Here is a 22,891-nt window from a genome sequence, read left to right on the forward strand (position 1 = left end):
TCGTCATACCCGGGCTTGACCCGGGTATCCATCGCTCTTCAAAAGAGTTTTTCCTAAGAGATGGATTGCCGGGTCAAGCCCGGCAATGACGGCTAGAAAATGCGCACCGACCTCTTTGACTTCGACCTCCCGCCTGAACGGATCGCGCTGCGGCCCGCGAGTCCGCGCGACGCCGCGCGGATGCTGGTGGTGCAGGGGGACGGCGTGCTGCGCGACCGCACCGTGGCCGAGCTGCCGCAATGGCTCGAGCCGGGCGACCAGCTCGTGGTCAACGACACCAAGGTGATCGCGGCGCAATTGAAGGGCCGCCGCATCGGCCGCGAGACCGAACCGAAGATCGAGGCGACGCTGATCAAGCGGCTCGACGGTTCGCGCTGGCAGGCGCTGGTGAAGCCGGCGAAGAAATTGGCGGAAGGCGACACTGTCCGCTTCGGCAATGAGGGCAGGGTCTGCCTGCTTGGACATCTCGATGCGCAGGTCGAAGCCAAGGGGCAGGAAGGCGAGGTGACGCTGTCATTCTCCTTCCACGGGCCCGCGCTCGACCAGGCCATCGCCGATCTCGGTAGCCCGCCGCTGCCGCCTTACATCGCCTCGAAGCGCACGCCAGACGATCAGGACGCCGCCGACTACCAGACCATGTTCGCGGCCAATGAGGGCGCGGTCGCAGCCCCGACCGCGGGCCTGCATTTCACGCCGGCGCTGGAAGCTGCACTACGTGGCCACGGCGTCGATATTGTCAGGCTGACCCTGCATGTCGGGGCAGGGACATTCCTGCCGGTGAAGGTGGACGACACCTCCGAGCACAGGATGCATTCCGAATGGGGCTGCGTCTCCGCAGAGACCGCCGCAGCGCTGAACGCGGCGCGCGCCAAAGGCGGGCGCATCATCGCGGTCGGCACGACCTCATTGCGACTGCTCGAAAGCGCTGCGAGGGAGGATGGCACGATCCAGCCATTCACCGGCGACACCGCGATCTTCATCACGCCCGGCCACCGCTTTCGCGCAGTCGATATCCTGCTGACCAATTTCCATCTGCCACGCTCGACCCTGTTCATGCTGGTGTCGGCCTTCTCCGGCCTCGAGACGATGAAGCGGGCCTATGCACATGCGATCGCAGCGGGCTATCGCTTCTATTCGTACGGCGACGCCTGCCTGCTGTTTCGGGCGCACGAGGGACGCGAGTTTCTGTAGGGTGCTGCGCGCTCGCGCTGCCAGTTGATGTGCCCTCGCCCCTTGTGGGAGAGGGCTGCTCCGCTGCTTCCCATTAGACTCATTCGGGTGAGGGGTTGTCTCCGCGGGCACGGTCGCCCGTGGAGACAACCCCTCATCCGGCGCTTCGCGCCACCTTCTCCCACAAAGGGGAGAAGGGAATGAGCGTCAACGGCTCTTGCGGCGGGGCGGTTCGAGGATCACCTGTTTCAGATCCAGTCCGCTGACGATGATGACCACGAAGCTCAGCTTGCCGCGTTCGCGTGTCAGACCTCCGCTGATCGCCTTGCCCGAGGCGGCCCGTTCCGCCACGCGCACCGCATCCGATAACTGCTGGTCAACACCCGACAGCGAAGCGATGTTGGTGCGGTCCTCGGCATTGAGTTCTTTCAGGGACGACACCAGCCGATCCGTCGAGATCTCGCCGGTGGCAGCATCGATGGCATGTTCCCAGAGCTGGCCGTCATGAAACGTCCTGACCCGGTACACCGGCGCACCTGATCCCCCATCGAAGCTGACATCGGAGGTCCTCGCGCCGGCGTGCGCCCGCTCGGCGATCTCGATGGCCCGGCTGAGCGACACCTGGGCGGTCCGGAACAGCTCAATTTGATGGGCGACCGCCTTGTCGTCAGACTCCGTTGCCTGCTCCTGGCCGGAGGAAGCCTCAGGAGCAGAAGGTGCGGCGACAGTGAAGGAGGGCGCGGATGCGAGCAGCGTCAGCAGACCGATCACGAGCAGGTGCCGTGTCGTTCTGGACTCTGTGCTCGTGGCGAGCGTGCGCGGATTCACCATCGATCCTCCTCCGTGGCGCGAAGCATCTGTTTCGCAGCCATGCGTCTCCCATCATTTGGGACTTCGATCCGGCATTTTTGAGTTCCGAACCGAGATCACATCGCGGCATTTTTCGCTCAACCGCCGCTTATTTGCGTGAAGGCACGAAACAATCTCTTCGGTGTTCGGGATGGAACCGGAGCAGAATCGAAAGACATCGGGCGTGCAGGCCTCGCGCTGTTCCGGCGTTCCCCGATCTTCTGCATCGGCTCGCGATGCGCATGACAGCGCCGTGATCGCAAGACCGACGGCCATGAGCTGGACGCTTCTTTGCAACAGGGCGGGGGCCAATGAGAGGATCCTTGCTGGTCCGGACGACTATCGCGCGTCGCGTTCGTGCGCCGAAAGGACACGGCCGACCCGTGTCCGGGTCGGCCGTCCGAGCAGCGCAAGCCGGCTTGGGGGCCAGGAAGACACAGGTTGCGCCGATCGAAGTCTGCGACGGCGTGAGCACTGGGCGAGTCCGGTGCGGCGGACATCGTCGGCTCACTTAACGAAACCGTACGGTATCGTTTAGTTATCGTCAACAGCTCTCGGGTGCCGGGGAGCCACGCAAATCGCGGGGCTGCCCGCGGCGTCAGGCATGGCTTATCGAGATGTCAGCGGGGCGGGCGGGTGCGTGCGCCGGATTTCTGCGGCCGACCGCCAGGTCCGCCGATGCCGGTCATCAAGAGGCGCAAGGAAGCCCGCAAGCGTTTTTCCTCAGCCTTCCGGTCAATTGGAATGCCGTTGGTCGCTTGCCGGAAGGTGTGGCCGACGGTGATGTTGAGGTAGACTTCGGCGGCGATCGTCGTGTCCTCAATTTGGACCGCTCGCTCGGCGACCAGGCGATCAAACAGACGGGTCATCGTCGAAACGGCTTTCAGGTAGCCTTCTTCCTCGGCGAGCCTTGCGAGCTCGGGAAAATTGGTTGCCTGCGCCGCCACAATGCGGCCCAGAGCCCCCGGCTCAGGCCCGCTGATCAAATCGAGCATCTGCCGCGCGAGATCGAGGAGAACTTGCTCGACGGAAACGCCGGAAACATCGCTGCACTGCATTTCCGCCGCTGTCGAGAGCGGAGAGAGCCAGCGCGCAATCTCGCGCCGCAGCACGGCCTCGAACAGGCCGCGCTTGTCGCGATAGCGGGCGTAGACGGTGGGCTTGCTGACCCGCGCCGTTTCAGCGACGGCGTCGATCGACGTCGCCTCGAAGCCGCGCTCCAGAAAAAGCCGGGTGGCAACCTCGATCAGCCGCAGGTCGCGCTGGATGGCGGCGCTTTTTGTCGGGCGGCCGCCGCGAGATTTCGCAACGCTCTGCCGTGCCGCCCGTGCCATTAACCTCGTCAGTGGTTCCGTCCTGTCTGCGCTACTGTACCTCAGCTCTATATCGCGCCTCCGTGCAGCCGTCATCGCCAATCTGCCGGCGACGCCGGTCTCACGCCAGCGCGCGCTCGGGCAACAGCTCCGCGATCTGGACCGCGTTCAGCGCTGCGCCCTTCAGGAGCTGGTCGGCCGCCACGAAGATCGAGATCGAATGGCCGCTCGGGTCGCTCAGATCCTTGCGGATGCGGCCGACCAGTACGTCGTCCTGGCCGGAGGCATCGATCGGCATCGGGAAGTAATTCCCGGCGCGATCGTCCACGATCCGCACGCCTGGCGCGGCCGCAAGAAGCGCGCGCACCTGGTCCTCGCTGATCGGCTTCTCGCATTCGAAGGTGATGGCCTCGCAATGCGCGCGCAGCACCGGCACGCGGACGCAGGTGACGCCGACTGCGATGCGGTCGTCCTCGAAGATCTTGCGGGTCTCCTTGATGACCTTGGTTTCCTCGTCGTTGTAGCCGGTCTCGGGATCGACGGCGGTGTTGTGGTTGAACAGGTTGAAGGCATAAGGATGCGGCATCACCTTCGGCGTATAGATCTGTCCGTTCAGATTGGCGCGGGTCGATTCCACCAGCTCCTCCATGGCTGCGGCGCCGGCGCCGCTCGCGGCTTGATAGGTCGAGATGATCACGCGCTTGATCCGGTTCTTCTGATGGATCGGCCACAGCGGCACGAGCGCGGTGATCGCGGCGCAGTTCGGGACGGCGATGATGCCATTGTGCTCGCGGATGCGGGACGCGTTGATCTCCGGGATCACCAGCGGCACGTTCGGGTCCATGCGGAAGGCGGAGGAATTGTCGACGACAACGGCGCCGGCCTTCACCGCAAGCGGTGCGAACTTCTTCGAGACGCCGCTGCCGGCCGAGAACAGGGCGATGTCGACGCCCTCGAAAGAGCGCTCGTTGAGCTCCTCGATGACGACCTTTTGGCCGCGGAAGTCGATGGTCTTGCCCGCCGAACGGCTGCTCGCCAGCGGCTTCAGCTTGCGCACGGGGAAGCCGCGCCGGTCCATGGTGGCGATGAACTCGGCACCGACGGCGCCGGTCACGCCGGCAATGGCAACTACGGGATCGTTCTTCACGGAAGTCTCCATCTTGTTTAAGCGTGATCTTTTCGGAAAAACCGGTGCCCACTTTTCCGGATCATGCTGTAGGGCGATAAAAAAAGCCCCGGACCTTCATCAGGCGGGGCTTCGGTTTGAGATGATGCGGTCGGTCCGACTACACGCGCACGCCTCCCAAGGCCCCGGAGAGCTTTTTGGTCGTGGTGGTGCGTTTGGTCGCGGTCATCATGGTGTTGGAACTTATGCGGGAGAGTTTTTGCGCCGTCAACGGCTTTGGGGCAGAAAAACGACGTCGGCGCGGTTGAACGAGCCACGCTGGCGCGCCATAAGCGGCCGCATGAGCCTTCCCAATCATTTCGAATTGCTCGCAACTGACGGCAATGCCCGTACTGGCCGGCTGACCACGCCGCATGGCGTGGTGCGCACGCCGGCATTCATGCCGGTCGGCACGGCCGGCGCGATGAAGGGCATGCACTGGCGCGAGGTGCGCGACGCCGGCGCCGACATCGTGCTCGGCAACACCTATCATCTGATGCTGCGGCCCGGCGCCGAGCGCATCGCAGCCCTCGGCGGGCTGCAGACGTTCACCGGCTGGAACGGGCCGATGCTGACGGACTCCGGCGGCTTCCAGGTGATGTCGCTGTCGGAGCTGCGCAAGGTCAGCGAGAACGCGGTGACCTTCCGCTCGCATATCGATGGCGCCAAGGTCGAGCTGTCGCCGGAGCGCTCGATCGAGGTGCAGCGATTGCTTGGCTCCGACATCGCGATGCAGATGGATGAATGCGTGCGGTTGCCGGCGGAGCGCGACGATATCGAGCGCGCGATGCGGCTGTCGCTGCGCTGGGCCGAGCGCAGCAAGCGCGCCTTCGAGACTGCACCCGCCGGCTACATGCTGTTCGGCATCGTGCAGGGCGGCGATCTCCCCGAGCTGCGCCGGCAAAGCGCCGAGGCGCTGGTCGAGATCGGTTTTCACGGTTACGCGATCGGCGGCCTCGCGGTCGGCGAGCCGCAGGCCGTTATGCTGGCGATGATCGAGGAGACTGCGCCGGCGCTGTCAGCGGATCGTCCGCGCTATCTGATGGGCGTCGGCACGCCCGAGGACATCCTCGAAGCGGTGGCGCGCGGCATCGACATGTTCGACTGCGTGATGCCGACGCGGAACGGACGTCATGGCGTGGCGTTCACCCGGTTCGGGCCGGTGAACCTGCGCAACGCACGACACGCCGACGATCCGCGTCCGCTGGACGAAGAGAGCGCGTGGCCTTCCGCGCGCAGCTATTCGCGCGCCTATCTGCATCACCTCGTGAAATCGGGTGAGACGCTCGGTGCGATGCTGCTATCGGAAATCAACATCGCCTATTACCAGCAGCTCATGCAGGACATACGCGCCGCGATCGCGGGCGGAAGTTTTGAGGACTTCCAAAACCAAACGCGCGCCGATTGGGCGCGCGGTGACATCGCCGCCAGATAGGGCTTAGTTGCAGACGAAGCGCTTGACCGCGTGCTTGGTCACGAAACCGTAACCGCAGGTGTCGCAGGTCCAGAGATAGCTGATGATGCTGTCGTACAGATAGGCAGACGCTTCCGCAGCTATCATGGTGTCTGCGCACACCGGGCAGGTCGGCAGATCGCAGCCGCGCGGATTCGGACGCACCGCAATGGTCGACGGGATTTCAGCGATTGCTGTCATCGTGACCTCCTGGCGATCTGTGGGGAGCTTAACTTGGAGGTAACTTATACACCGATTTATTTGACGTTGTCGCAACACAAATGCGTTGGTTTATCGCTATTTAGAAACATTTCGCTGTTGCGATGCAGCGATTTGTTAATCGATCGTTTCCCTTCTTGCGCTGCGGTGGGCCCTGTTCCTAACTAACGAGAACCGCGATTTTCGCGGCACATTTTGCAAAGGAGCCCCGTGATGGATGCGCCTTCAACTACGCGTGCAGTGCAACGGCCGGGACGAGGGCTGGTCTATGACTCCATTGTGGACGCGATCGGCAACACGCCGATCGTCCGCCTGCGCCGGTTGCCGCAGGCGCATGGCGCGCACGCGACGATCCTCGCCAAGCTGGAATATTTCAATCCGGCGGCGAGCGTGAAGGATCGCATCGGCGCGGCGATGATCATCGCGATGGAGAAGGCCGGCATCATCAATGCCGACACCGTGCTGATCGAGCCGACCTCGGGCAATACAGGCATCGCGCTGGCGTTCGTCGCGGCCTCGCGCGGCTATCGGCTGAAATTGGTGATGCCGGAATCGATGTCGATCGAGCGCCGCAAGATGCTGGCGTTTCTTGGCGCCGAGCTCGTGCTGACGCCGGCAGCGCAGGGCATGAAAGGCTCGATCGCGGCCGCCGAAGAGCTGGTGCGCACGACGCCGAATGCGGTGATGCCGCAGCAGTTCAAGAACCTCGCCAATCCGGAGATCCATCGCCGCACCACCGCCGAGGAGATCTGGAACGATACCGGCGGGAACATCGACTACTTCGTTGCGGGAGTCGGCACCGGCGGGACCATCACCGGCGTCGGGCAGGTCCTGAAGCCGCGCAAGCCCTCGCTGCGCATCGTCGCTGTCGAGCCCGAAGAAAGCCCGGTGCTGTCAGGCGGCCAGCATTCGCCGCACAAGATCCAGGGCATCGGCGCCGGTTTCATTCCTGACATCCTCGATCGCTCCGTGATCGACGAGATCGTCAAGGTCAACAGCACCACCGCGATCGAGATGTCGCGCGCGCTGGCGCGCAACGAGGGCATTCCCGGCGGCATATCTTCCGGGGCGGCAATCGCCGCGGCGCTTGAGATCGGCAAGCGGCCGGAAGCTGCGGGAAAGACCATTCTGGCCGTGGTGCCGTCGTTCGCCGAGCGCTATCTGTCGACGGCGCTGTTTGAGGGGATTTAGCAATGGCCGATCAACCGAGGCGACCGCGCACGCTGAACGACGCCCGCAGCGAGGCGGAAGCGGCGTTCAAGCGCGCCACCGCGAAGGTGGCCGAAGCGCCGCCCAAGAAGAATGCCGCTCCCGGCGTGCGCGAGCAAGTTACGCTGCGCATCGACCAGGACGTGCTGGAGTGGTTCCAGGAGGGCGGCCCGGGCTGGCAGGACCGCATCAACGAGGCGCTGCGCAAGGCGGCGGGGAAGTAGCTCCGACGAGGAGCCGCCAGAAACTGAAAAGCCCGGCGTGAGCCGGGCTTTTCGCTGAACGTTTCAAGGGCGTTAGCGACGGAACGCGCCGCCCAGCATGCCACCCACGACGCCGCCGACGAAGGCGGCTCCCGGATCGATGCCACCGCCGTGATGGCGGGGGGGAGGGGGAGCGCTGCTGCCACCACCTCCGCCGCCACCGCTGCTGGCGCGACGGCGCGGACGCTCTTCATCGCTCGAGTTCGTCGACGTGGTCGCCACGACCTCGGTCAGCAGCGCCTTGTGCTGCAGCCTATTGAGGTAGCCGCTCTTCGGATAGCCGCGCGCGGCCTGCCAGCGCGTGATCACGGCGCGGGTGGGCTCGTCGAATTTGCCGGTGGCTTTGACATCGAAGCCGAGCCCGTTGAGGCGGCGCTGCACGTCGCGGCGCTGGCCCTTGTCGAGGCCGATCTGGTCCTCGGTGACCTGGCTTGCTTCCTCGGTGAAGGTCGCAGGATCGATGCCGGCGGTAAGGTTACGCGTCTGCGCGCTCGGAGCCGCGGCGCTCTCAAGCGCCGCGATGCGGGCGAGCGCGAGCGAACGGAACTGCCCGTTCGGGTAGCTCGAGAGATAGGCGTTGAACTCTTCCGTTTTGTTGGAGTCCTTGATCGAACGCCAGAACTCGAGCTCGACGTCCGAGCTCGGCGCGGCCGCAACCGCGGTCGATGCCGCAGGCGTGCCCGCCGCGGTGGCCGGGTTGTTCGCCGGCGCGCCGTTGAGATAGACCGAGCCGATCAGGTTGGTGTGGCCCCAGGGCAACTGGCCCTTGCTGGTCTCCTCGTTGACCTGGGCGCGGACCTTGGTCATCGCCTGCTGGATCTCGACGCCGGGCTGGGTGATGTTGGCGATCAGCGCGCGCGTGAACGGGCTGTTGGCGCCTTCCTGGCCGTCGAGCGCGGTCTGGCCCGGGCCGGTTGCGAACGCGATCAGCGTGCCTTCGCCGGATTTCATTTCGGCAAGGCCGGTCTGCACGTTGACGCTGCGGGTCGCCGAGTTCGACTTGATCTTGGCGGCGAACGGATTGTCGCGGCAGGCATCGAGGAACACCAGCTTGACCTTGGCGTCGCTCATGGTCTGGTCGAGCGTGAGGTCGATGTTGATGGCAGAGCCCAGCTTGACGTCCATCTCCGACTTGATGTCGGCATCGACGGGCAGAAGATAGTTGGTGCCACTGATCGCGATGCCGTGGCCGGCATAGTAGAATACCGCGATGTCGGCTCCTTGCGCCTTCTTGCCGAAGTCGAGCAGCTTCTCGGTCATCTTGTCGCGGGTGAGGTTGGTGCCCTCGACCACCTCGAATCCGACGTTGCGCAATGCGCTGGCCATCGACTTGGCGTCCATGGTCGGATTGGGAAGCGGCGTCACGTTCTTGTATGCGCCGTTGCCGACGACGAAGGCGACGCGTCTGTCGGCTCGGGCGGCCGTTGCGGTCAGCGCCACGCAGATCAGCGAGGCGAGGAGGGTAAGGGTGCGCATTGAAATCCCCCAGCAGAATCGAAAAGGCTTTGGCTCTATCGCATTGTGTCAGACTACACGATAACACCACCGTTCGCGCAGCATAAAAATACCGCTGCGGTCGACGAGAGAATCGAGTTGCCATAAGGCATGCCATGAAATGCGCGGCGGCTACGTGATCTACGTCACAACCGCGCAGATCGTCAGGTCCCTGCGCGTGCGTGAGCCGGCGCGTTCGGTTTCAAGTTCAGGAGATTGCCGGTCAGGATCAGCACCGCGCCGAGCACGGTGAACAGATCGAGCTGCTCCGAATAGATCAGCCAGCCCGCGGTCGCGGTCAGCGGCACCCGGAGGAAGTCCATCGGAATCACGACGGTCGCGTCCGCGTACAGCAGCGCGCGCGCCATGCAGTAGTGCGAGAAAGTGCCGCAGAAGGCGATCAGGACGACCCAAACCCAGACATATGCCGGCGGCCATATCCAGACATAGAGCGACGGCAACAGGCCTGCGGCCGACTGCACGACCAGCATCCAGAAGATGATCGCCAGCGTCTGCTCGGTGCGGGTCAGCGACTTCACCATCGCAACCGAGATGCCGAAACCTACGGCAGCCGCAAGCGCGATCAGTTGGCCCGGATTGATCTCGCCCGTGGCGGGGCGGACGATGATGATCACGCCGATCAGGCCGAGCACGATCGCCGCGACCTTCCACACCGTCATGCGCTCGCCGAGAAAGGCCGCCGCGAGGATCGCCGTCCAGATCGGCATCGTGAATTCGATTGCCACCACCTGGCCGATCGGGATCAGCGTCAGCGCGAAGAACCAGCCGAGCTGCGCGCCGTAATGGATCAGATTGCGCGCGATGTGCATGTGCACGCGCGCGGTCTTCAGGATCGAAAATCCGCCACTCGCGTGGATCAGCGGATACAGCATGAAGAAGCCGAGGATCGAGCGCGCTTCCATGAGCTGAAACACGTTCATGTCCCGCATGGCTTCGCGGCCGGCAATCGCGATCACCAGCATCAGCGTGAGCCAGCCCGCCATCCACAGCGCGGCCTTGATCTTGGAAGGGGTGCGGTCCATTGGCGATGCGGAGAAGGAGGGGGACGGGCGGGAACATCGGTATCGGCGAGGCCCACGCGATTTGCAACTCGCGATTCCGAGAAGGCAGCGATGCAGGCCCTCAGCTTTGCCGTGATGGCCCCTTAGGTGCTAAGCATCGTCCCGCTTCTGGGAGGATAAATTCATGCATGTCTTGCAACCGGCCGAATGGTCGAAACCCCGCGGCTTCTCGCACGGCGTCAGCTTCGACGCATCAGGCAAATGGATCGTGCTGGCGGGCCAGACCGGCGGCGATGAGAAGGGCGATTACGCGCCGGAGATGGCAGCGCAGGTCGCCACTGCACTGAAGCGGATCATCAGGCTCTTGAGCGAAGCCGGCGCCGGGCCTGAGCACATCGTGCGCCTGACCTGGTATCTGACCAATCGTGCTGAATACGAGGCCGCGGGCGCCGGAATCGGCGCGGCCTGGAAGGAGACGCTGGGGCGCAATTTCCCGCCGTCCACTCTGCTTTATATCGACGGCCTGGTCGATCAACGCGCCAAGGTCGAGATCGAAGTCACCGCCTTCGTTCCCGCGGCATAGGTGGCGCTGATGGCAAACCGTAAGACGTCGGCGGATTTCGTGACCGGCTTCGCCACCGGCTGGCCCGAACATCAGCCCGACATCATGGTACTGTCGCTGACGACGCACAAAGGCGTGCAGGATTTTGCGTTCAACAAGGAGCAGGCTCTGCTGATCGCCAAGACCATCAAGGACACCGCCGAGCGGCTGGCGAAGCCGAAGACGAGCTGAACGGGTTTCCTGAATTATCGCCCGCTTCCGCGGGCGAGCGGCGTGCGCGAGCTATCTCGATAGCGAGATGTCCGCTTCGCGGAACCCGTTATCGGCCCTGATGCTGACAGATTGCTTGTTGCCGCTCGTCCGCATGCTGAGGTTCGCATTGAACCCGCCGGCATTAACGGCAACCTGGAAATTACCGCCGCCGCCGCGGCCCTGCAGGCTCCCGCTGATCCCGCGGCTACCCTCGGTCCAGTTACCGGAGATCGCGCTACCCTGGGCGACGACATCGGCTTGCAGGTTGAACTTGTAGGCATCGCTGGCGCAGGTTAGCGACATCGCCATGTTGACGCCGCCGACGCGGTAGGTCGCGCGGCAGCGGATGCGCTCCCTGGAGCCGTCGTCCAAGGTTACGCTGCCACCGCCAGACCAAGTGCCGGCCATCCCGGCAAACGGGCCGGACTGAGCATGGCCGGGGGAGACCAAAAACGTTGCCGCAGCAAATGCCGCCGCGACAGTCAGCCGCCGTGCGGACGGGAACAGCTTCGAGGTCCGGTGGATCTTACTGACGGGAAGCTTCCCATCGACCGCTGCACGGTACGCCTGCTGATGCCCCATTCCACTTCCCCGATCCGGAGTTGCCACTGAGCTGTCCGTTGGCATATGCACCATTGATCGAGACTCGCACAAGGCCCTCACGGCCGACCCTGCCCGAGATGCCAGCGCCCGGCGCGGAGATTTGACCGTCCGTGACCGTAACCGTGGAAGAGGTCGAAGGCTCGCAGGTTCCAGTTTTGGTGACCACGGTGACCTGCCAGAGGCCGTCATAGGGCTGCTGGGCCGAAACAGGGGCAGAAATCAGGGCAGCAGAACCGAGAAAGGACGCAAACAAGAGCGCGCGAATGCGGTCAGGACGCATGGATCAGTTTTCCTTGAAATGTGTGTGATCAGTCCGGCTTATCCGGACACAATGTGTTCAAAATGGGCCGTCCTGTGGAAGGCAAAAAGTTCCTGCGCGATCAAACACATCATGGTGAACTTGCATGGTGAATCCGCAGCGTGAATCCGCACACCGAAAGACAGGCGCGTTCGATTCTTGCGGCAGACTTTGGGCGTTCAGTGCCTGGCGTCAGGGAGACTGGGTGCCTTGGTCGCGAATTGCTCATCCTGCGGCTTGGCAGGAAGGCTGCCATGAGCTCTGGCATAGTCGATCACCTCGGCGAGCAGCCGGAGCCCCAGCGGCGCCAGCGCCCGCTCCCAGAGCTCGCGCGCGGTTTCGCCTTTCTTGACGAACACCCAGTCCTGCGCCGCGATGGCGCCGGCATCCATGCGATCGGCGAGATGATAGATGCTGCCGCCGGCGATCGGATCGCCTTCCTTGATGGTCCATTCCACGGCAGCCATGCCGCGATGTCGGGGCAGTAGCGAGGGATGGTAGCCGATCCCGCCGAGTTTCGCGGCGGCCAGCGCTTCCTTGCCGACGCGGGCGTGGCTGTGGGCCGTTACGATCAGATCGGTGTCGGGGGCGATCTCGGAGGCTACAACGAGCTTCGGATTGGCCTGCACCACCACATCGATCCCTGTGGCCCGCGCAGCCGCCGCCAGCCGGTCTTCGCCATCGTGCACCACGACCCTGACGACGTCGACTTCGCGTTGGCGCAGCATATTCAAGGTCGCCACGCCGAAATGGCGGGAACCGATGAGGGTAATCCGCATATCTGTGTTCCGTACCTGATCTTGCCGTTATGCCGATAGCACAGGGCGGCCGACGATCCCGCCGCCGGGGATGGACAAGTTCCTGGTTATCAACAGAACGGCGCTGCAGCGAGCCGGTCTGGCGCATGGGACGGGTGCGCAACAGCCGTCAGGGCAGGGCCGGGAACCGGTGGGTTTCCAGGCCATAAGAGATAGGTCACGTCTCTTCCACGCGGCTGACCAAGGCCTTGTCGATCCTCCGGCCGTCGAGATCGACGATCTCGAACTGCCAGCCATGGGCCGTGACCTTTTCGCCGACATTGGGGATCGCGCCGAACTCCTGCAGCAAGAAGCCCGCAAAGGTCTGGTAGGGCCGCGGCGAGGGCAGGGTGATGCCGAGCAGGTCGGCAAATTCGAGCGCCGGCATCCAGCCCGAGATCAGGTAGGAGCCGTCATCGCGCCTGACGTAAGCGGGTTCCGCCGGCCCCTCCTCGGTGTGGAACGCGCCGACGATCGCTTCCAGAATGTCGGCGCTCGTCACCACGCCCTGGAAGGTGCCGTATTCATCGTGCACCAGGCCGATATGGACGGCAGAATCGCGCAGGATCGCGACCACGTCGCGTGCATCGACGGTCTCCGGAATCACCGGCGCCTGACGGACGAGCGAGCGGATGTCCGGCGTTCCGCCGGACAGATAAGCATCAAGCAGATCCTTGGCTTGAACGATGCCAAGTGCAACGTCGCCATTGTCGTCGAATACGACCACGCGAGAGTGGTTGGTCTTGAGCAGCGTTGCATGAATCTCGGAAGGGGGATCGGTGAGGTCGATCGAACTGACCTCGTGGCGTGGCGTCATCACCGCGCCAACGGGGAGATCGCCAAGCCGCATCACGCCCGCGATCATCTCTTTTTCGCCGGGCTCGAGCACGCCGGCGTTTTCGGCTTCGACCACCAGCGTCCTGATTTCTTCCTCGCTGACTTTCTCTTCGGCTTCGCCACGATGGCCGAGCAGCCAGAGCAGCGCCTTGCCGGAGCGGTCGAGCAGCCAAACCAGCGGCAGCGAGATCCTCGCCATCCACACCATGGCCGGCGCGACCCTGACCGCAATCGCTTCCGGATCGCGCAGCGCGATCTGCTTAGGCACGAGCTCGCCGACGATCAGCGAGGCATAGGTGATGACGGTGACGACAAGACCGACGCCGATGGCATCGGCGAGCGCTGGGGAGACACTGAATCCGAGCAGCCATTGCGAGACCCGCTGCCCAAGCGTTGCTCCGGAAAAAGCGCCCGAGAGCACCCCGATCAGGGTAATGCCGATCTGCACGGTGGAAAGGAATTTGCCCGGGTCGGATGAAAGCGCCAGCGCTTGCCGCGAGCCGCTCACGCCTTTTTCGACCAATCCCGCCAGCCTTGCTGGCCGGGAGGAGACGATCGCCAGTTCCGACATCGCAAGCAGGCCATTGACGACGATCAGGACAAAAACGATCGCAAGTTCCAGATAAAGCACGATTAAACCTTCTTTAACGCTCAGCCGCGACAGCACCGAACATATAGGAAACGCAACCCGTTTGGCTGCGGCTTGCCGACCGCCGTCGGGAACAGCCGCGCCGCGCGAAGGTGTTAACACAGGTTCGGCTCGGTGTGAGGGGCGTCACATCGTGAAGCCGGGGAGCGGCGGTACAAACTCGGCCACCGCAATAGCTGGCGATAGAGCGACGCAGGTGGATGCTCCAGGCCTGACGGCCTGGCGCATGTTCGGTTCTGATCGAATCAGAAGTCTAGCGCCAAGCGAGAATCCGCATCTCTGGTCTTGCGAAGCTGCGCTCCGGCTGCCCGCTCTGCTTCGGCTGGGGCGCGGCAACGCGCTCGAGACGCGCGCGCAGATCGGCGTTGTATTGCTTCATCTGGTTGCGCAGTTCGCGCCGGCCGAAAGCGGTCAGCGAGGGATCAGCGAGTTGCAGCCAAGCGGCGCGAAGCCATTCCTGCAACGCGCGGATGTCTTGATCCAAGATCTCTGGTTGGGTCATGCCGCCAAACCGTGTGAGAATCGATCAAGACGCGAGTAGGTCTGATTCGTCAGAGAATACCTAGGACAAAATAGCGTCCGGGTTGCATTTCGAACGGCTGATCAGTGCCATCCTCATTCGACCTCATCCGGATTCGAGCGCAGCATGTCCATTGCGACCCAGATGCCGGCAAGCACCGCGGCGATCATCGCGACGTGCCGAATCTGCGTGGTGGAAAAGCCGAGATCCTCGTGAGCGACATATTCCAGTATGATTGCCGCGTACCCCGCGACAACGACGGCGGCAATGATCGTGGGCAGGTCGAACTTGTTTTCCATGGCGGCACCGCGGTCCTACGGCGCCCTGTTTAGCGCGCCGAAACGCCGACCGCTGTGACGTGGTTCACGTCAGCTATTCAAACTGTGCCGCTGTCTCGTGTCGGCCCTGGACGGGTAGAGAAAGATGACTTGGGCCTCGGGGAGTTGGAGCGGGACGTGCGGCGACGTGCTGACCACGCGCTGACTTCCGTCGGTCTCGGTGTAGCTCCTCAGAGTCTCCAGCAACAGGAAGAATTTTTCGGCAAGCACGGCAGCCTCCATCGGTGCTTTCTAATCTGTGCGAGGCGCGCCGCTAGCAATTCAATCAATTAAACGAGAGGTTGCAGGCGCAGACCGCTGCTGCAGCGCAATCGCAGGTGCCGGTGACGAAGCCAGACAGAGCTTGCCGGACCGTTCTGTCATGCTGCGCCGATCGCAAATGCTCGACGTCCCGTAGTCGCCCGGATGGATCGCGCCTCAGATTTTGCGTATGACACGATCGTTCCACCAGACATCATCGCGCTGATGGGGCGGGGGATGATGCGACGAGGCTCGGTCTCTAGGTTGACCGGGCCTCGTCCTTTTTGTTTTCGGCGGTTCACGAATATCGGCACGCCGGGCGCGTCGACCTCGCTCTAACAAGCATTCTCCTGAGCCCGCTTTTTCAACTCGCGATCGATCAGCGTTTGCGTCCGGCGTATCGCGAGCGCCTCCAACGGCGTTCGCATCAGGCCGGTTCTCGCTTGATCGCCGATCCAGAATATCCAGCGCCAGACGTGGCGCTGCCTGGTTTTCTCGACGGTGAATTCAATCCCTTGGTGCTGCATGGCCAGCGGCTATGATGAATCTCTGCGCCCCTCATCGTGGACTTGCCTCACCAGAGTCGAATGGTCTGCTGATATTGTCGTGATATCGCGATGTGTCTGCATCGTTCGGTACGAAGAAATCCAGCGCGTTCAATCTTTGCTTCTCAAAAAGTTGGGCCCCGGCTTGCTCGGGGGACAATCGCCGGGGCCCTTGGGAAGGTGGATCATGTCGTCCCAATCGACGGGACGATAACCTAGGAGGCGGCCAGGCGTTCCGAATTTTCCTAAGAATGATGCCGAACTATCCCGATTTACGTGAAGGTGATCGAGGAACGACGCCGGTTCGGACCCGTTGCAAATATCCAGTCTCGGAGTCGAAGATGCCAGAAGAGAATGATCTGGAAGGGCCGCAGGACCAAGGCGCCGAACGCAAGAGCGAAGTGATGGGTCCGCGCGTTGGCCCGACGCGCTTGAGAGTAACATGAGCCGCGCTTTTGTCAGGGAAGGCGAGGGTAAGCTCGACGATCTGCCCGATCGCCCGATTTCGGACGCGCGAAACGATGTCACCAGGGAAGGCCTTGCCCAGATCGAGGCCGCAGTCGCGGCCGCGCAAGAAGCGTTGGTGGCGGCACAGGCGGAGGGCGACCGCTCGGCGATCGCGAGCGCCTCACGTGACTTGCGTTATTGGAGCGCGAGGCGCGCTTCCGCCAATGTGGTGGCAGAGCCCGAGGACGACGGCCGGGTTCGGTTCGGACATGCCGTTACAATCCTCCGCGATGACGGTCGACAACAGACCTTTCGGATCGTCGGCGAGGACGAGGCGGATCCTGCTCACGGCACCGTCTCGCACGCCTCACCATTGGCGCGAGCGCTGTTTGGCAGGAGGGTGGGAGAGGTTGTCCGCGTTGGCAGCGGTGAGGCGGAAATCCTCAACGTCTCCCGTATGAATGCGCTTGGCGAGGCGTGACCGCTCGTGCCGCGAGCGCTTGGTCTCAAACTACATCACATCGGCAAAAACGTCGTCGATCACGGCAAGAGACACCGGGATCACAGCCAGTTCGTCCTGCTCCGAAGGACCTGACGTTCCCTTGATGTCCTGGACCACCCGGCTCTTGAAGTTGCGGAGCCACTGCATCGGCTCCTCGCCACTCTGCAGTGCTTGCTCGGCCAATATGTGGCGCATGAGAACAAGCATCGCATGCTGGTAACCGACAAAATCACTATCCATAGCGCTTCCTCGAAATGAGCTGGGCAATTCCTCACGGGCCCATCTTATACTTTTTCTTCGGGCCGATCCGCTTGATGAAAAACAAAACCCCCACCGACCGGGAGGAAGGCGGGGGCTCTTGCGGGTGGATGGCACGAGGCCAGGTGAAACCCTAGGTGTCGCCCCAAGGACCCACAATTCTGAGAAAAGCGCCGAGATACGGTTCCGGCAAGGCGATTTTGTAGGCAGCCATCCGACCCACGCTAGTCGGACTCTTCGCAGGAGCCGCTGGAGCCGGCTTCATCGAGCAGATTCAACGCGGTGTCGATCTGCTCGAGCAGCCGCTCGATCTCCGCGCGTTCGTTCGCCCCGGGATTCTCCTGCAGCCGCTCGAGCAATTGCTGCTTTTGCGCGAGGAGCTTTGCCGCGGTCGTCATTCGGATCTCCTGGCGCAGTCGCCGTGGTGTCAGAGGTCTCGCTGATTGGCTGCGCGCTATCGATTTCTTCCGCCCGATCCAGAACCCTGGTTGCCGGTTCCATTGCTGGATCCTGTGGTCTGGCTCTGGTCAGACTGATCGGGAACGCGCGCGCCCTGCTTCTCCTGGCCTGCCACATAGCCTGACTCGCCGGAGTTGCGGGTCTTGACGCCCTTGTTGGCGTCGTCCTGCATCTGTTGCTTGCCGGGTGTCATCTGCTGCGCCGCTGCCGGCAGCGCGATCGCGCTTCCCAGGGCGATGAGCATTGCGATAGTTGAGGTCCGCATGCGCGCTCCTCCCATGTTGGCTCCTTGCAAAAACGCGCAAGGCGGCAAACGTTTCCGGAGGCGCGGGAATTTAGGCCGGTGCGCTCGGCGAGGGCTATCGCGGTACGGCAGCAGCGCTGTGAGACAGCGCCCGCTCAAGATTGCTGGAGCGGGAATGCATCCAGACGAAATCAGAGTCGGGCTAGCCGGTCCGATAAGCGTCGAGCGCGTGCGCGAGGAAGATACCCACGCTCACCAGCGCGAGGATTGCTGCAGAGGTCTCGATCATTGCTGCACCTCCTGTTGTGCCAGGGAGGCGAGATATGTGCTGCACGATTGTTCCCAGAATAGGTCCAATATGAACTGCATGTTTGCCATCCCTGTTTTCCTTTTGAAACGTAGATAGCTCGCACTTTGTTTCAGGACGTTTTCGTCATTGGTGGAAAATGGTTTCGTGCGATGCAAACGGTCCGGCGCCTGACACAGTCCGCCACGCGAGCGACAAGATCAGGCCACAATCCACGGAGAGCTCGGCTGCGGCAGCGAAGGCATGCAGCGCGTCCGGATCAAGCGCCGGACATCCACACATCATCGTCGCCGCGCCTTGAGCAGAGAGATACTTTCCGTGGATCAATTCTTGCCCGCGGTACCCGGGCTTGATCCTCCGTACTGCGACGATCCGGTGCCACTCAGCGAGGTGGGGCCGGCGGCTGTGCCGTTCGGATTACCCAAATTTTTCGCGTGGTGCGCGCGGTGATGACGCTTGGCGGCATCCGCCGGCACGAAGGTCAGCGAGAGCATGGCCAAAGTGGTCAAGGCGACTGCAACGAATTTCATTTCACTTCCTCCTGGAGGGATAGGTTCGTGTAGTTGGGCGCCCTGCGGAGGAAAACGAGATCAGGTTTGCATCGCCGCCAGCGAGTTTCGTGCGAAATGAAAACGTCAGCGAGTATGAAAGTCTTCTTGGAAAGAAAGCAGAGCAGGCCAGGCGGAAAGCGCGGAGACGCTCATCAACGCGATCGCCGCTCTGGGAAGGCGACACCGCCGCGACGGCGGAGCATCAGGAACGCGACGCCAGCAGCAAAACCGCGGCAAGATTTGCCACGAACAGCGTCGCATCGATGACGAAAATCCTGAGCATCGGGCCCTTCAATACGGGCCAGTATGCCACCCCGACGCGACCCCCGCGCATCAGGACCGGGAGGTTATAGGCGAACTGGCTGAAGTGGCACGCGGCGAAGAACAGGAACAGCGCAAGCTGCGCGTCAATCGCCTGAAAGAAGGGCGGCCGGGCGAGAAGATAAAGCGACAAGAGACCGATTGGCAGATTGATCCCGCCCAGAAATGCCACGCTGGCGGACAAGGTCGGTGCAATCGGATTGCCGCGCTCTTCCCGGGGCACCAGGATCTTCAGCGTATTGCGCTGGGCAATGCTGAACTGGATGAATGCGCCGCCGAACCAGAGTGCGTTGAGGAGCAGGACGAAATCCGAGAATCGCATGGGCTACTTTCCGTAGAAGGCTTCGCTGCGCACCACACGGCCGGCATCATCGAAGTCCATGAACTCGCTGGCGCGCGTGTCGCCCAGTTGCCACCACACCGTTAGGCGCGCGATCGTTTCGTCCCAGCTCCAGTCCAGGATTTTCAGGTCTGCGTTTTCGATGCCTCCATAAGCCTTGCGCCAGTAGGCGCGAATGTTCTGGGCGCCAACGACCACGGGAGAATCCGTCAGTTTGAGCGCCAGGGGGCTGCGCATCTCGGCGTTGTCGGCCAAGTGCGAGACGACGGCATCGATATCAACCTTGCACCAGTTGGCGCACCACGCCTCGACGAAGCGCCCGGCGGCCGCCCGGTCCATTGTCCGTCCGCTCATGCTTCCGCCCTCCTCAAGTGCAACCGCTGAAGAGTGGCACAGTGAGATATTGACGTCAATCAGGTTGACCTGAGAGCGCAGTCAGTTGTTGTCGGCGATGGCTTCCATAACGGCCATCCACGCGGCTGCGCCGGACGGCCCAGCACGATCAAATGCCTCGCGCAGGACCTCCCGCTCGTAGCCCGATGCTCGTTGTTCGATGCGTTGCCCTGCCTGCGTCAGGCGCAGCAATTTGGATCGATGCTGCTCGGGCGACCGCTTCGATGTCAGGAGCTTGCGCTCGAGCAACAGGCCGAGCGGCCGGTTCAAAGCTTGCTTGGAAATGCCGAGGACCTCGATCAGCGAGCCGATCGAGATGTCGGGCCGCCGTGCGACGACATAGAGAATGCGATGGTGCGGGCGAGATAGGCCGAGCGTGGCGAGATACTGGTCGGCCGAGAGCGTCATCCCGCGCCAACCATAGTACATGAGCTCCAGCGCCGCGTCCAAATCGTGGAGCTTGTTGAGGGAGGCGCGGTGCAGGCCCGCGGCGTGAGAAGCGGTTTTTTGCATTTGCCTACCGTGTCGAATTTGCCGAAGAGAATCTATCCTCGCGCGCGCAGCTCCGGTCGCAGCACCTTCCCCGTTACCATTATCGGTAGCGTCTCAGGAAGCGACTGCGCCGCCGCTAGCGTGCAAACGCGTGAGGACATATGACGCTGCCCTGGACGCGCGAAGGCGCTCCTCAAAGGGGCGCTCTTACCCACACACCAACTTCCACCACCAGGCGAACACGCCCGCGAGGAGGGGGGAAGACGTCTGGGAAACCGCCGCGGCTCTCGCGTAGTTGCCGGCGATCTCGAGCATGGCGTTGCGCGACTCGTCGAGGAGGCACAGCGCAGCTTGTTCGCGGGCTACTCGCTCCAATCGACGAGGCTCTTCTGCCTCGTTCATTGTGGTCCAATTCGGGGGAAAGAGAAGCATTTCCAAACGGTAAATGGGTAGGTCAGGCCTGCTGTCATAAATCTATCACTAAACTCCACTGGGCCCCCCATCACTTTTGCTGGATCGATCCCCACCCGAGGAGGCTCCGGGGCGTCATGGGTGTGAGTTAATTGAAATCATGTCGTCGCTTGCGGGCTCGAGTCCGACGCCTGGCGGACATAAAAGCTCTGACGGCATAGCCAACCAGAGCGCCGACAAGAAAGACGCCCGCCAACAAATCTGGTGCAGGCAACTCCATGGGAGGATCCCTGCTGGGGTCAATAGCTGATTAATGGCCCAAACGCGCCGAAACTCCCCACACAAACCGGTGAGATTCTGTCCATGGGTGATTAACTCACGCCACAATCACGACTGACAGGCTCAATCAGCGGCGTCTCGGCTTCCTGGAAGGCTGGCAGGTCCAGCGAGGTCCGGCCGAACTTGTTATGGGCCATCCGACAGCTGCGCGCGCAAACCGGCCCGACGCTCTGAGCTGTCGCATTGAGACGGATGCGGCCGGCTAAGGTGACCTCGACCATATCGCTGATGATATCATCGCGTATGTTCGTCGTCTGAGTTTTGGCGCAAGTGTTTTGGCGCAAGTATTTGAGCGGCCCGAGACATAGGTGACAAAACGTACCGGACACATGGGTTACACTTTCTGAACAGCGCTGTCTCGTAGAATATCCCACCACGTTCTTTTCGCTGGAAAGTCCACCAGGACGAAATGATCTGGTGCGTCTTGCGGCTACAGCGTCGATTATACGGCCGTGCGGCACGTCCATCTGTCCTGGGATACGGGCGGACCGCTGAAAATCGTTTGGTGCTTGTCGCCCTGCAGCCGGAACAGATCCGCGGCTGCTCATTTACTCTCTGCTGCTGCCACTCTACATTGCCTGGTGACGCTATGAGAGAAGGTGATCGCATCATTCTGCTGCTTCGTATTACCAAGAATCTATCAGACCGTCTTACGCAGGGGGTACGCTTGAGTCGTACTGCCGAGGATCTATCAGCCCGCCTTCAGCAGGTGGCGCGCTTGAGAGCAGAACTGGAAGGACGCCTCGGGCGGCGACCACCTGATCGGATCGCCTGAGCTTAGGAACTCGATTTCCCAGCTGACTACCGGAACGAGACGCGCGGCTGATCGTTGTCGATGTTCCAGCGGGCCGTCATTAGGTCCTCTGGCTAGCCAATCTCGACTCCAGCAGCACCATCGCGACTGCGACAGGCCTTGGTCGCTGCAGAAAAACGATAGTCTTCTTCGTTTTTGCACCGCCGCCAGATTAGGGACAAAGGCTCCGCGCGCGAATTGTATGGTGTGCCCACACGATCACCAACCGGGTGTGCACAGCCCCCCCCCGAGCTCGGTCTTACCCCCGGCCGGGCTGCGCCTTAATGCCCGCAACGGCTGGCGGTAGGATTCAATCGCTCGGATCTACCGACGAGGCCGCGATGGCTTGCTCTACATCCCTGACCAACGCTCGGTGGTGTTCGGCAAGCTTTGCAAAGAGTGCTTTCTTCGTCGCGTTTGTCGCGACCTTGCTGATTAGATCGCACTCCTCGGCTTCATTCCGAAGCTTTTCCAGGTGCGCCTGCATATCCTTCATGGTTCTTTCCGGGTTCCAGGAAGACCCAGGAATAGGGCAGGCAGGTATCCCAAGGCAATAACCTGCGGAAGCTCATGCCGGGGCCAATGCCATGCACTGGGCTCGACGCGTCCCGACATCTTGAATCGAGGCGCAGCGAACCGGCCCAATTTTCCCTGACGTCTTAACTTACTTGAATGTAGCTCTAGACTGTCCGCGATTAGCGTTTTTACATGGAAGGCAAACGTAAGCGCAATCGGGCCAAACGACCACTTCACTCCAGGAACGACTGATCAGCTCTGCCGAAGAGGCTCGCGCTCGCGCAAGACACCTATCGCCTGGTGCCGAGCGGGAGAAGCTGCTTCGAAAAGCGCGGCAAGCCGCGCGCGCGGCGGAGCTGGATGAGGTTCTTAGCTTGGGCCCATCGAAATGACGTGCAGATAGACTTCACGAGGCTCGGGGTGGCGCATGGGCGAAAGCCGAGATGTGCCAGGCGTCGTCGGCGATCTTGCGAAACCGCCTGGTCCAGTCGTTGCCGCGGCGGGTGAACACCTTGATCGTCTCATTGGCGAGGTGGACCTGGACGCGATAGCCGTCGAACTTGATCTCATGGATCCATCTGGCGCCGGGTAAGGGGCCTTGGTGCCGAGGGCCGCCGGCTTCTTACGCTGAAACGCCACTCGCATGACTCCACGCGACGAAGGCCGATTCAAAGTGCCGCAACTTGATTCGTTCCGGTCCGGAGTTCCACGTGTTTCGGC

General features: G+C 62.4%; 28 protein-coding genes and 1 pseudogene. 7 read left to right on the plus strand and 22 right to left on the minus strand.

The window, feature by feature from the left end:
• Positions 1–99 precede the first annotated feature (99 nt).
• Positions 100–1,191 (plus strand): tRNA preQ1(34) S-adenosylmethionine ribosyltransferase-isomerase QueA, encoded by a 1,092-nt coding sequence (gene queA, locus AC5ZG5_RS09605; protein ID WP_456644331.1) that lies wholly within the window; start codon positions 100–102, stop codon positions 1,189–1,191.
• A gap of 186 nt (positions 1,192–1,377) precedes the next feature.
• On the opposite strand, the gene AC5ZG5_RS09610 is transcribed toward queA, so the two are convergent.
• From AC5ZG5_RS09610 to AC5ZG5_RS09625, 4 genes are all read right to left on the minus strand, one after another.
• Positions 1,378–2,001, minus strand: a complete 624-nt coding sequence (locus tag AC5ZG5_RS09610; protein ID WP_456644330.1) for a PepSY domain-containing protein — start codon at positions 1,999–2,001, stop codon at positions 1,378–1,380.
• 51 nt (positions 2,002–2,052) lie between these two features.
• Positions 2,053–2,331, minus strand: coding sequence for a hypothetical protein (locus tag AC5ZG5_RS09615; protein WP_456644329.1), 279 nt, complete (start codon positions 2,329–2,331; stop codon positions 2,053–2,055).
• A gap of 308 nt (positions 2,332–2,639) precedes the next feature.
• Positions 2,640–3,353 (minus strand): TetR/AcrR family transcriptional regulator, encoded by a 714-nt coding sequence (locus AC5ZG5_RS09620; RefSeq protein WP_456644397.1) that lies wholly within the window; start codon positions 3,351–3,353, stop codon positions 2,640–2,642.
• Between the two features lie 100 nt (positions 3,354–3,453).
• A complete protein-coding gene (locus AC5ZG5_RS09625; RefSeq protein WP_456644328.1) occupies positions 3,454–4,491 on the minus strand; it encodes an aspartate-semialdehyde dehydrogenase in 1,038 nt (345 codons plus the stop codon).
• 307 nt (positions 4,492–4,798) lie between these two features.
• On the opposite strand from AC5ZG5_RS09625, the gene tgt reads away from it, so the two are divergent.
• A complete protein-coding gene (tgt, locus tag AC5ZG5_RS09630) occupies positions 4,799–5,932 on the plus strand; it encodes a tRNA guanosine(34) transglycosylase Tgt (RefSeq protein WP_130226919.1) in 1,134 nt (377 codons plus the stop codon).
• Between the two features lie 3 nt (positions 5,933–5,935).
• Here tgt and AC5ZG5_RS09635 read toward each other — a convergent pair whose 3' ends face one another.
• Positions 5,936–6,151 (minus strand): hypothetical protein, encoded by a 216-nt coding sequence (locus AC5ZG5_RS09635; protein WP_028165546.1) that lies wholly within the window; start codon positions 6,149–6,151, stop codon positions 5,936–5,938.
• A 231-nt stretch (positions 6,152–6,382) separates the two neighbouring features.
• On the opposite strand from AC5ZG5_RS09635, the gene cysK reads away from it, so the two are divergent.
• Both cysK and AC5ZG5_RS09645 read left to right on the plus strand, forming a co-directional pair.
• On the plus strand, positions 6,383–7,360 hold the full coding sequence (gene cysK / locus AC5ZG5_RS09640) for a cysteine synthase A (protein WP_130226918.1): 978 nt from the start codon (positions 6,383–6,385) through the stop codon (positions 7,358–7,360).
• Between the two features lie 2 nt (positions 7,361–7,362).
• Complete coding sequence (locus AC5ZG5_RS09645) at positions 7,363–7,602, plus strand: BrnA antitoxin family protein (protein WP_130226917.1); 240 nt, start codon at positions 7,363–7,365, stop codon at positions 7,600–7,602.
• Between the two features lie 72 nt (positions 7,603–7,674).
• Here AC5ZG5_RS09645 and AC5ZG5_RS09650 read toward each other — a convergent pair whose 3' ends face one another.
• On the minus strand, positions 7,675–9,117 hold the full coding sequence (locus AC5ZG5_RS09650; protein ID WP_456644327.1) for a caspase family protein: 1,443 nt from the start codon (positions 9,115–9,117) through the stop codon (positions 7,675–7,677).
• A 182-nt stretch (positions 9,118–9,299) separates the two neighbouring features.
• Positions 9,300–10,178 (minus strand): DMT family transporter, encoded by an 879-nt coding sequence (locus AC5ZG5_RS09655; protein ID WP_456644326.1) that lies wholly within the window; start codon positions 10,176–10,178, stop codon positions 9,300–9,302.
• A gap of 163 nt (positions 10,179–10,341) precedes the next feature.
• Between AC5ZG5_RS09655 and AC5ZG5_RS09660 the strand changes: the two genes are divergently transcribed.
• A complete protein-coding gene (locus tag AC5ZG5_RS09660) occupies positions 10,342–10,740 on the plus strand; it encodes a RidA family protein (RefSeq protein WP_456644325.1) in 399 nt (132 codons plus the stop codon).
• Positions 10,741–10,749: 9 nt separating this feature from the next.
• Positions 10,750–10,950, plus strand: a complete 201-nt coding sequence (locus AC5ZG5_RS09665; protein ID WP_028165540.1) for a hypothetical protein — start codon at positions 10,750–10,752, stop codon at positions 10,948–10,950.
• Positions 10,951–11,001: 51 nt separating this feature from the next.
• On the opposite strand, the gene AC5ZG5_RS09670 is transcribed toward AC5ZG5_RS09665, so the two are convergent.
• The 6 genes from AC5ZG5_RS09670 to AC5ZG5_RS09695 all read right to left on the minus strand — a co-directional run bounded on the left by AC5ZG5_RS09670 (position 11,002) and on the right by AC5ZG5_RS09695 (position 14,974).
• The gene (locus AC5ZG5_RS09670; RefSeq protein WP_456644324.1) at positions 11,002–11,553 is read right to left on the minus strand and encodes a hypothetical protein; all 552 of its coding nucleotides are present in this window, start codon (positions 11,551–11,553) and stop codon (positions 11,002–11,004) included.
• Complete coding sequence (locus AC5ZG5_RS09675) at positions 11,498–11,854, minus strand: hypothetical protein (protein WP_080663820.1); 357 nt, start codon at positions 11,852–11,854, stop codon at positions 11,498–11,500. Before AC5ZG5_RS09675 ends, AC5ZG5_RS09670 begins: the two co-directional genes overlap by 56 nt.
• Positions 11,855–12,051: 197 nt before the next feature.
• Positions 12,052–12,651 (minus strand): formyltransferase family protein, encoded by a 600-nt coding sequence (locus tag AC5ZG5_RS09680; protein WP_456644323.1) that lies wholly within the window; start codon positions 12,649–12,651, stop codon positions 12,052–12,054.
• Positions 12,652–12,847: 196 nt separating this feature from the next.
• Positions 12,848–14,137 carry a hemolysin family protein gene (locus AC5ZG5_RS09685; RefSeq protein WP_456644322.1) on the minus strand — a complete coding sequence of 430 codons (1,290 nt, stop codon included), beginning with the start codon at positions 14,135–14,137 and terminating at the stop codon, positions 12,848–12,850.
• A gap of 271 nt (positions 14,138–14,408) precedes the next feature.
• Entirely contained in the window at positions 14,409–14,657 is a 249-nt protein-coding gene (locus AC5ZG5_RS09690; RefSeq protein ID WP_028165536.1) for a hypothetical protein, read from the minus strand.
• Between the two features lie 113 nt (positions 14,658–14,770).
• Complete coding sequence (locus AC5ZG5_RS09695; RefSeq protein WP_028165535.1) at positions 14,771–14,974, minus strand: hypothetical protein; 204 nt, start codon at positions 14,972–14,974, stop codon at positions 14,771–14,773.
• A gap of 1,266 nt (positions 14,975–16,240) precedes the next feature.
• Here AC5ZG5_RS09695 and greA point away from each other — a divergent pair.
• A complete protein-coding gene (greA, locus tag AC5ZG5_RS09700; protein ID WP_456644321.1) occupies positions 16,241–16,726 on the plus strand; it encodes a transcription elongation factor GreA in 486 nt (161 codons plus the stop codon).
• A gap of 30 nt (positions 16,727–16,756) precedes the next feature.
• On the opposite strand, the gene AC5ZG5_RS09705 is transcribed toward greA, so the two are convergent.
• The 9 genes and pseudogenes from AC5ZG5_RS09705 to AC5ZG5_RS09745 form a co-directional block, all read right to left on the minus strand.
• Positions 16,757–16,987, minus strand: a complete 231-nt coding sequence (locus AC5ZG5_RS09705; protein ID WP_028165532.1) for a hypothetical protein — start codon at positions 16,985–16,987, stop codon at positions 16,757–16,759.
• Between the two features lie 242 nt (positions 16,988–17,229).
• Positions 17,230–17,403 (minus strand): hypothetical protein, encoded by a 174-nt coding sequence (locus tag AC5ZG5_RS09710; RefSeq protein ID WP_456644320.1) that lies wholly within the window; start codon positions 17,401–17,403, stop codon positions 17,230–17,232.
• A 56-nt stretch (positions 17,404–17,459) separates the two neighbouring features.
• Positions 17,460–17,729, minus strand: coding sequence for a hypothetical protein (locus AC5ZG5_RS09715; RefSeq protein ID WP_456644319.1), 270 nt, complete (start codon positions 17,727–17,729; stop codon positions 17,460–17,462).
• A gap of 609 nt (positions 17,730–18,338) precedes the next feature.
• Positions 18,339–18,545 (minus strand): hypothetical protein, encoded by a 207-nt coding sequence (locus AC5ZG5_RS09720; protein ID WP_028165531.1) that lies wholly within the window; start codon positions 18,543–18,545, stop codon positions 18,339–18,341.
• Positions 18,546–18,768: 223 nt separating this feature from the next.
• Positions 18,769–19,209, minus strand: a complete 441-nt coding sequence (locus AC5ZG5_RS09725; protein WP_208822928.1) for a hypothetical protein — start codon at positions 19,207–19,209, stop codon at positions 18,769–18,771.
• A gap of 3 nt (positions 19,210–19,212) precedes the next feature.
• Positions 19,213–19,581, minus strand: a complete 369-nt coding sequence (locus AC5ZG5_RS09730; protein ID WP_456644318.1) for a nuclear transport factor 2 family protein — start codon at positions 19,579–19,581, stop codon at positions 19,213–19,215.
• Positions 19,582–19,662: 81 nt separating this feature from the next.
• Positions 19,663–20,133: a MarR family winged helix-turn-helix transcriptional regulator gene (locus AC5ZG5_RS09735; protein WP_028165529.1), complete on the minus strand. Its 471-nt coding sequence runs from the start codon at positions 20,131–20,133 to the stop codon at positions 19,663–19,665.
• A 1,832-nt stretch (positions 20,134–21,965) separates the two neighbouring features.
• The gene (locus AC5ZG5_RS09740; protein ID WP_456644317.1) at positions 21,966–22,151 is read right to left on the minus strand and encodes a hypothetical protein; all 186 of its coding nucleotides are present in this window, start codon (positions 22,149–22,151) and stop codon (positions 21,966–21,968) included.
• Positions 22,152–22,607: 456 nt separating this feature from the next.
• A pseudogene (locus AC5ZG5_RS09745) lies at positions 22,608–22,810 on the minus strand (ATP-dependent DNA ligase); the annotation flags it as partial.
• Between the last annotated feature and the right edge of the window lie 81 nt (positions 22,811–22,891).

It is taken from the genome of Bradyrhizobium sp. Ses1 (genome assembly GCF_059512365.1).

Bases quoted from the DNA above. Each gene is read 5' to 3' on its own strand.
- queA (WP_456644331.1), top strand. From the start codon at position 100: ATGCGCACCGACCTCTTTGACTTCGACCTCCCGCCTGAACGGATCGCG.
- AC5ZG5_RS09610 (WP_456644330.1), bottom strand. From the start codon at position 2,001: ATGGTGAATCCGCGCACGCTCGCCACGAGCACAGAGTCCAGAACGACA.
- AC5ZG5_RS09620 (WP_456644397.1), bottom strand. From the start codon at position 3,353: ATGGCACGGGCGGCACGGCAGAGCGTTGCGAAATCTCGCGGCGGCCGC.
- AC5ZG5_RS09625 (WP_456644328.1), bottom strand. From the start codon at position 4,491: ATGGAGACTTCCGTGAAGAACGATCCCGTAGTTGCCATTGCCGGCGTG.
- tgt (WP_130226919.1), top strand. From the start codon at position 4,799: ATGAGCCTTCCCAATCATTTCGAATTGCTCGCAACTGACGGCAATGCC.
- AC5ZG5_RS09635 (WP_028165546.1), bottom strand. From the start codon at position 6,151: ATGACAGCAATCGCTGAAATCCCGTCGACCATTGCGGTGCGTCCGAAT.
- cysK (WP_130226918.1), top strand. From the start codon at position 6,383: ATGGATGCGCCTTCAACTACGCGTGCAGTGCAACGGCCGGGACGAGGG.
- AC5ZG5_RS09645 (WP_130226917.1), top strand. From the start codon at position 7,363: ATGGCCGATCAACCGAGGCGACCGCGCACGCTGAACGACGCCCGCAGC.
- AC5ZG5_RS09650 (WP_456644327.1), bottom strand. From the start codon at position 9,117: ATGCGCACCCTTACCCTCCTCGCCTCGCTGATCTGCGTGGCGCTGACC.
- AC5ZG5_RS09655 (WP_456644326.1), bottom strand. From the start codon at position 10,178: ATGGACCGCACCCCTTCCAAGATCAAGGCCGCGCTGTGGATGGCGGGC.
- AC5ZG5_RS09660 (WP_456644325.1), top strand. From the start codon at position 10,342: ATGCATGTCTTGCAACCGGCCGAATGGTCGAAACCCCGCGGCTTCTCG.
- AC5ZG5_RS09665 (WP_028165540.1), top strand. From the start codon at position 10,750: ATGGCAAACCGTAAGACGTCGGCGGATTTCGTGACCGGCTTCGCCACC.
- AC5ZG5_RS09670 (WP_456644324.1), bottom strand. From the start codon at position 11,553: ATGGGGCATCAGCAGGCGTACCGTGCAGCGGTCGATGGGAAGCTTCCC.
- AC5ZG5_RS09675 (WP_080663820.1), bottom strand. From the start codon at position 11,854: ATGCGTCCTGACCGCATTCGCGCGCTCTTGTTTGCGTCCTTTCTCGGT.
- AC5ZG5_RS09680 (WP_456644323.1), bottom strand. From the start codon at position 12,651: ATGCGGATTACCCTCATCGGTTCCCGCCATTTCGGCGTGGCGACCTTG.
- AC5ZG5_RS09690 (WP_028165536.1), bottom strand. From the start codon at position 14,657: ATGACCCAACCAGAGATCTTGGATCAAGACATCCGCGCGTTGCAGGAA.
- AC5ZG5_RS09695 (WP_028165535.1), bottom strand. From the start codon at position 14,974: ATGGAAAACAAGTTCGACCTGCCCACGATCATTGCCGCCGTCGTTGTC.
- greA (WP_456644321.1), top strand. From the start codon at position 16,241: ATGAGCCGCGCTTTTGTCAGGGAAGGCGAGGGTAAGCTCGACGATCTG.
- AC5ZG5_RS09705 (WP_028165532.1), bottom strand. From the start codon at position 16,987: ATGGATAGTGATTTTGTCGGTTACCAGCATGCGATGCTTGTTCTCATG.
- AC5ZG5_RS09710 (WP_456644320.1), bottom strand. From the start codon at position 17,403: ATGACGACCGCGGCAAAGCTCCTCGCGCAAAAGCAGCAATTGCTCGAG.
- AC5ZG5_RS09715 (WP_456644319.1), bottom strand. From the start codon at position 17,729: ATGCGGACCTCAACTATCGCAATGCTCATCGCCCTGGGAAGCGCGATC.
- AC5ZG5_RS09720 (WP_028165531.1), bottom strand. From the start codon at position 18,545: ATGAAATTCGTTGCAGTCGCCTTGACCACTTTGGCCATGCTCTCGCTG.
- AC5ZG5_RS09725 (WP_208822928.1), bottom strand. From the start codon at position 19,209: ATGCGATTCTCGGATTTCGTCCTGCTCCTCAACGCACTCTGGTTCGGC.
- AC5ZG5_RS09730 (WP_456644318.1), bottom strand. From the start codon at position 19,581: ATGAGCGGACGGACAATGGACCGGGCGGCCGCCGGGCGCTTCGTCGAG.
- AC5ZG5_RS09735 (WP_028165529.1), bottom strand. From the start codon at position 20,133: ATGCAAAAAACCGCTTCTCACGCCGCGGGCCTGCACCGCGCCTCCCTC.
- AC5ZG5_RS09740 (WP_456644317.1), bottom strand. From the start codon at position 22,151: ATGAAGGATATGCAGGCGCACCTGGAAAAGCTTCGGAATGAAGCCGAG.